This window comes from Microcoleus sp. AT8-B5, from assembly GCF_036705565.1.
GTDB lineage: Bacteria > Cyanobacteriota > Cyanobacteriia > Cyanobacteriales > Microcoleaceae > Microcoleus.
In genome coordinates this window covers 37,493-43,667 of sequence record NZ_JAUBUY010000052.1, presented here as the reverse complement: position 1 = coordinate 43,667, position 6,175 = coordinate 37,493, and the positions used below count along the sequence as shown (strand labels likewise).

The 6,175-nt window shown below is 43.8% G+C and carries 4 protein-coding genes; all 4 read left to right on the top strand.

Annotated features, from left to right (window positions below):
• Nucleotides 1-226 precede the first annotated feature (226 nt).
• The 4 genes from QUB39_RS25630 to QUB39_RS25615 all read left to right on the top strand — a co-directional run bounded on the left by QUB39_RS25630 (nt 227) and on the right by QUB39_RS25615 (nt 6,004).
• Nucleotides 227-649, top strand: a complete 423-nt coding sequence (locus QUB39_RS25630) for a thioesterase family protein (protein WP_333485187.1) — start codon at nt 227-229, stop codon at nt 647-649.
• 250 nt (nt 650-899) lie between these two features.
• Nucleotides 900-2,345: a slr1306 family protein gene (locus QUB39_RS25625; RefSeq protein ID WP_333485186.1), complete on the top strand. Its 1,446-nt coding sequence runs from the start codon at nt 900-902 to the stop codon at nt 2,343-2,345.
• A 611-nt stretch (nt 2,346-2,956) separates the two neighbouring features.
• Nucleotides 2,957-3,985 carry a hypothetical protein gene (locus tag QUB39_RS25620; protein WP_333057648.1) on the top strand — a complete coding sequence of 343 codons (1,029 nt, stop codon included), beginning with the start codon at nt 2,957-2,959 and terminating at the stop codon, nt 3,983-3,985.
• 528 nt (nt 3,986-4,513) lie between these two features.
• Nucleotides 4,514-6,004, top strand: a complete 1,491-nt coding sequence (locus QUB39_RS25615) for a DUF697 domain-containing protein (protein WP_333485185.1) — start codon at nt 4,514-4,516, stop codon at nt 6,002-6,004.
• Nucleotides 6,005-6,175: the final 171 nt, after the last annotated feature.

Below are 6,175 nucleotides of genomic sequence, written 5' to 3'. Positions count from 1 at the left end.
GAAAATCCTCAAGCCCCCGCATTTATCTCGCGCAAGTCAATCTAAAATCTAAAATCTAAAATCTAAAATCGATTGACCGTCTGTGCTTCCCGGACTAAGATTAACCTGGAAGCAGTGACGTTTCAACTATTGAGTGTAACTTGCAATCAGTTCTGAGCCAGTATCGACCCAGAGTGCGATCGCACTCGGAACTAAAAAATACCGCAACAACTGGAAAGGTGAGAATTTGACACCATTTACTACAGAAATTAGAGTGCGACATTATGAAATGGATGCTCTCGGTCACGTAAATAATGCTGTTTACCAGCATTATTTAGAACACGCTGCGATCGAACATTTAGAACATTTGGGATTTACTCTCGATCGCTACCGGGAATTGGGCGGCGTCTTTGTAATGCGACGGATAGAAATTGACTATTTGCGATCTGCCGCATCGGGCGATCGATTGGAGATATCCACTTGGATCGAACAAATGCGCGGCCCGCGCGCTGTCCGCCACTACGAAATTCGCTTAGCTGGAAATGAGGAAATCTTGTTAAAAGCAGAGGCGCTTTGGGTTTGGGTTGAAGTTACCACCATGCGCCCGCGAGCAATTCCCAAACAAATAATTGATATTTTTGAATCACAATCTCAAGTATTACCAACCTAGAGAAAAAATCCACTATTATATTTGCAAAATCATGTAAAAATCTATTGGTTTGTAGTGAGGACTTCAGTCCTTCATTCCCCGTTTGTAGAAGTGCAAAAGGTTGATTGTCGCCGGGGCCGCAAATCCCGATCGCAAAAAGTCGGATCGCCCGCCTGCCAGTTTGGATGCCGCAGAGGTACGATGGAAGAGAGGGAGGGAGGCCAAGCCCGGTAAGGTTAAGCTTGGCGACAATACCCACAGGAAGGGAAAAATGACACTTAACTTGCGGCGACCGATTTTAATTGGCGGAATAGGACTTTCAGCGGCGCTGTGGCTGCTGGAAACTCTACAGCATTCGGGTTCAGAAATGGGCGAAACGGCACTCATCGGCTTGGCTGCTGCCGGTGCGGGTTATTGGTGGTGGAAACAACAATCCCCCAAACTCGAACTCGCACTCCCGCAACCCCTGGCGAACCGGGAAGCAGCCGAAAAAGCGATCGCGGCTTCAGAAACCGCAATTAAATTGCTAGCCTCAGAAGCTCAAAACTCCGCCGATCCTGCTAATCTAACAGCAAAGCTCGATCGGCTCAGAACCGAATTAGACAGACAAGATTTGCGGATTACCGTAACTGGCGGCAAAGCTGTCGGCAAAACTGCCTTAATTCAAGTTTTAAATTCTAATTGGGCATCTCAACACCCGCAAAAGCTTAGTTTACAAGAAACTGCAGCGCTGTTTGCTAATACAAATGCCGATGCCAAAATCAACGGTGATTTAGTGCTGTTTGTGACAGCGGGCGACATCACAGATTCCGAATTTAAAACATTATCTCAGCTAGCTTCGGCAGGTCAGCGCGTGTTGCTAGTCTGGAACAAACAAGACCAATATTTGCCAGAACAGCAGTCGCAGGTTTTGAACTCTTTGCAGCAGAAAATGCAAGGAATATTGGGGACAGAAGAGATAATTGCGATCGCCGCTTCTCCCAATTCTATTAAAGTGCGCCAGCACCAAGCGGACGGCACATTTAAAGAACGGATCGAAAATCAAGTCTCTCAACTCGACGCGCTGACGGAAAGATTGACTAAAATCTTAACGGAAGAACGGCAACAGTTGGTCTGGGCGAGTGCAGTGCGGGAGGCTGCAAGTATCAAGTTAGAGGCAAAAACCTTCTTAAATGCAGTCAGGCGCGATCGGGCAATTCCCATTATCGAACAATATCAGTACATCGCCGCCGCCGCCGTCTTTACTAATCCGGTTCCAGCTTTAGACTTGCTAGCAACAACCGCCATCAGCACCCAACTCGTAATCGATCTCGGCGCCATCTACCAGCAAAAGTTTTCCTTAGACCAAGCTAAGACAGTAGCGGGGACTTTGGCTAATCAAATGTTTAAATTGGGATTAGTAGAACTGTCTACTCAAACTATTACTGGACTGCTGAAAAGCAATGCCGTCACCTATGTAGCAGGAGGCGCGGTGCAGGGAATTAGTGCAGCCTATTTTACCAGAATAGCTGGATTGAGTTTAATTGAATATTTCTCAACTCAAGAATTGGAAAATGCTAAAGGCATCTTCAATCTTACGGAACTGACGAAAACTTTGCAAGCAGTATTTCTGCAAAATCAGCAAGTTTCCTTCTTGCAAGGTTTCATCAATCAAATCGCAAGTCGTCTCGCGCCTCAGACATCAGGAACCCCGGCTGTTAACTCAGTCGCCAATTAAAACCCTGTAGGGTGTGCACCGGTTTTGGCGGCCGTGCAATACCAGCCCTGTCTGGCATGATAAATTTGAATCGGAGAAACAGCAGAACTCGCTATTTCTCCTTGTATTTTTCAGACATCAAGTGGGGCGGGGCGGATTTATTGAGGTTATTGGTTAGTGGTCAAAATTAGGGTGAATTCGCCCCTACAAAATACGGGTTTTTCGTAACTTTTTCTAGAATGAAACAGCCATTTCAATCAACTAATAACCTCCGGCCCTGCTCAAAGTCTACTATTGAAAAAGCCACCCATGCCATTGTTAATTTTTTTTATTTCTTTTTTCGCTCTTGTGGAAACTGTAAAAAAAATCTACAATAACCAGCCAGATTTTTAGCTACTCCATCGGGTTTCAAACTGTCCTAACTATTGAGGATTGGCTTGTCAAAAAGCTTGGGCAATATCTCCGATCATGTCCGATGAATTAACCGCAATAAATCAGGTTCGTAGTGCGGACTAAAGTCCGCGACCTATTGCGGACGGAAGTTCGCACGCGCGATCCGTATGACATGAGGCAGCCAAGCAAATGTTTGGTGTTCAAGGTTCAATTAGTTCGTGTCTGATTATATAATAATTATGAAAAATGTCAAAAAGATTTATGACGAATTGTACAGAAAAATTGTCCTGAGATTGTATGAAACTAAAGTGTGGGATATGGGTGTACTTTTTGCGATATGGGCTTGGGTAATCTATGAATACTTGTCTCGTAAAAGTCCATATAATTTGTCTAAATATTACAAAAAGAAACGTCCCGATGTCTTAACTTTTCAAGTGTTTTGTCCGACCAAACATCCGCAAAGATTCCATCGCATCAGCATCATGGAAGAACACTATTTCCAAAGTATATTTCTAGCTTCTGGTAACTTGATTCGCTTCCCCATTTTCTGTTTTAATGACAAAGTAGTTTCTCGATCTTTGGCTGGTCGAATTATTCCCGAATTATTAGATATGGGTCTGCCGATAAATCCCAGCGAGCGCGCCAAATTACAAATCAAAACTTTTTATGACGATGTATCCAGAAGCAACTGGACAATCTATGTAGATCCATCTGAGTTTAGTCGAGTAGAATATCAGCAAATGCTCTGTTGTTATGAAGCACATCGTGAGGAAATAGATTCTAAACTAGAAACTTCTAAAGTTACTCCGTGGTGGAGTCCGAAATCAAAATACCCCAAAAGCTTTGAATTTGATTATCGTGCCAAACGTATTGCTCGCATTGTCTATGGAGCCATGCCTCAACCTCAAGTATTCTCACCTCAAAAAATTTCTACTGGCTGCGTAGTAGATGGCAACTGGATTCATATTTCTAATGAAAGTTTGATCGTTTACCCGAATGGGCAATGGCAGATTCATATTCGACGCAAACATGGCAAAAACCCGTGGAATGATTGTACTTTGGGTGAAGGAAAGGTAACATTTGTCGATCCAGTTCCAGTATTTGATGTTGAGTGGCTGCATTTTTATGATTTAGACTCTATTAAAGATATCAGCGTTGGCGAATATTTTGCTTCTTTTGCTGATAATGAAGGTAAGAAATTAACGGATTTTTATCAATTTGGCAAGATTCCATCTAAATTCAATACATTACAAATATACGGTAGCTGAATTATTTAAACAAATACTAAAAATTTATTTTAAACTTGACAAATTGATAAAATTTGGGTAAATTTAATTCAAGTATTTTATCGAGACAGTCGGTTAAAACGATCTGTTTTTTGAGAGTGACCTAAATATTGTCTGGTTTTCTATTTTTTCTGGCTCAGAGTCCAGTTACTTTTTACAGAAGTGCGATCGCACTTTTATTCACACACTGTCCAGAGTATTGTTAACAAAACTTACGCCAGCCGGGTCAAAAACCCGGTTTCTGCATCAAGCATCTCTCGGATATATCGACGATTTTTCAGAGAAACCGGGTTTTTTGCGTAAGTTTTAGTTAAGAGGACTTTCGCTTTGAGGCAGGGACTTAAGTCACTGCCGGAATCCGAGTTTGAGGAGGTTGTTGACACGCCTTTGCCCTGTTTCTACCTAACTCCCCAATAAAAAACTAGAATTTTATCAAAACTTGTATTAAAATAAGAAATAGGATTTATAATTCGACGATCAATTCTACCTGCTTAAAAAAGCCGATCGCCAATGGCTGACAATTCCCTTCAAGAAAATCGCTTATCCCTTGCCCGCGCCAGTTTGCGCGAAGCCCTGGCGCGCTACTCCCACCTGCGCCAAGGGAAAAAGAACTCGAATAATACAGAATTAGAAGCGGCGCTGCAATATCAGCTAGATATCTTAACTTCCACCTCAGAAAAACTAGACCACAACATAATCCGCATTGCTACTTTCGGCTTAGTCAGCCGTGGCAAGTCAGCCGTATTAAACGCGCTTTTAGGTCACAAAATTCTGCAAACAGGCCCTCTCAACGGCGTGACTCAGTGGCCGCGTTCCGTGCGCTGGAGTGTGCCTTTATCCTTCCTTGACAGCGAGGAATCCCCCCAACCCCCCCTGGCCAAGGGGGGGAAAGGAGGCGTGCAAGTAGAATTAATCGATACTCCCGGACTTGATGAAGTTGGCGGCGAAGTGCGCGGCGAAATGGCGAAACAAGTAACTCGCCAAGCTGACTTAATTCTGTTTGTCGTTGCAGGTGATATCACCCGAACTGAATATCAAGCACTGTGCGAATTGCAAACAGCTCAAAAACCGGTAATTTTAGTTTTTAATAAAATTGACCTGTATCCAGAATTAGACAGAAAAGCTATTTTCCAAAGTTTGCAAGCGCTGGCAAATTCTGAAGAGTTAGCAGCCGCTGCGGTAAAAGAGGAAAAAGATAGCGAAAATTTGTCCGATCGCCCAAACAACCCATCTGATAAATCTACTGCAAAATCACCGCCTAAAACTTCCAAATCATTAGAAATAGTCATGGTAGCCGCCGAACCAGCACCGGTGCAAGTGCGGGTGGAATGGGCCGACGGAAGAGTAACTAACGAATGGGAGTCGCCCCCCGCGCAGATAGACGAACTCAAACATAAAATTCTGACAATTCTTAACAGAGAAGGTCGATCGCTCCTCGCTCTAAATGCTTTAGTTGAAGCTAGAGATGCCGAAGCAAACATTGCCCGTCACGTTCTCAAATTGCGACAAACAGAAGCCGAAGATTTAATCTGGCAATTTGCAAAATATAAAGCTTTGGCTGTCGGTTTAAATCCAGTGGCATTCTTGGATGTAATGGGAGCAACTGTCGCAGATTTAGCCTTAATTCGCTCTTTATCGAGACTTTACGGCTTACCCATGACTGGTTACGAAGCCGGCAAACTTTGGCAGACTATTTTCTCCAGCGCTGGCGGCGTACTTTTGGGAGAATTGGGCAGCAGTTTTCTGTTGGGATTTGGCAAAAGTGCAGCCGCAGCGGCCCCGCACATCGGCTTTTCTACTTTTGCCGGAGTTGCTGTCACTCAAGCTAGTTTAGCAGCTTACGGAACCTACGCTGTCGGTCGTGCCGCCCAAGTTTACTTAGAAAAAGGCTGCACCTGGGGCCCCCTGGGACAAGATACGGTAATTCAACAAATTCTCGCTACCATCGAGCGTAATACAATTATCGATCGCCTGCAGCAAGAGTTTAAAATTGGCACTTAAAAATTGCCCTAGTAGTTGAGTAGGGTGCGTCAGGAGAGGGTTATTTGTGATAATTGAAGAATTAGGATCTGACGCACCCTACTGCTTTTATTCTTCTACAACTGTCAAAAAAGAATGCAACTGTAGGTAAACTCCAAACCACCATGCTCATCAGTGATACCCCCTTCTTTA

What these genes read in the sequence shown, in the direction of transcription:
- QUB39_RS25625 (WP_333485186.1), top strand. Translation starts at nt 900, where the DNA reads ATGACACTTAACTTGCGGCGACCGATTTTAATTGGCGGAATAGGACTT.
- QUB39_RS25620 (WP_333057648.1), top strand. Translation starts at nt 2,957, where the DNA reads ATGAAAAATGTCAAAAAGATTTATGACGAATTGTACAGAAAAATTGTC.
- QUB39_RS25615 (WP_333485185.1), top strand. Translation starts at nt 4,514, where the DNA reads ATGGCTGACAATTCCCTTCAAGAAAATCGCTTATCCCTTGCCCGCGCC.